The sequence below is a fragment of the Actinomyces sp. HMSC065F11 genome, from assembly GCF_001813085.1.
Classification (GTDB): Bacteria; Actinomycetota; Actinomycetes; order Actinomycetales; family Actinomycetaceae; genus Gleimia; species Gleimia europaea.
The window spans coordinates 1-654 of record NZ_KV811462.1 but is presented as its reverse complement, the minus strand read 5'-3'; the positions used below and the strand labels follow the sequence as shown (position 1 = coordinate 654).

The following is a 654-nucleotide window of genomic DNA, read 5'->3' as shown; positions in this document are numbered from 1 at the left end:
ACCTGGTAGATGACGTGTTTGTAACCGGCATGCCCAAGGATCACCCTAACTTTGAAGGCGCTGCCGGCTTTAAGGCAGACGAGAAAGAAATCTCTCACGAGGTGCTGTTCTTCCCCGCTGGCCTTGAAGTAACCGAGGCGGACCGTGACAAGGCTGAAAAGATCGGTGAAACCGTCACCATTCCAGCCAAGAACGGCTTCTACCCCAGCATTGGTGATACTTCCTGGATCGCTAAGACTGGTGCGGACGGCAAGCTAGTAGCTGGCACCTACGTATTCATCTCTACCTTCGCTGGTGATGACCGCGTAGCCCCACTAGCTACTTCTGTAGAGGACGTTACCGAGCAGTTCACTATCGCAGGTGAGCCTGGTATTCACACCACGCTCATGTACGAAAAGCAGCGCGGCCCGGTCCCTGGATACGGCACCCGCACGCTTACAGACGTGGTTACCTACACCAACCTTGAACCCGGTAAGGAATACGAAGTAGTTGGCACGCTCATGGATAAGGACACCGGCAAGCCCATGCTTGACGGAGCGGGTAAGGAAATCACTTCAACCACGAAGTTCACACCCGAAACCGCTAACGGCAGTGTCGAAGTCGCCTTCGAGGTAGACGCAGCCCTGTTTGCTGGTAAGACCACTGTTGCCTTCG

General features: G+C 54.9%; 1 protein-coding gene. It reads left to right on the top strand.

The window, feature by feature from the left end:
* A partial coding sequence (locus tag HMPREF2891_RS00245) for a VaFE repeat-containing surface-anchored protein (RefSeq protein WP_186822270.1) occupies positions 1 to 654 on the top strand: 654 nt, incomplete at both ends.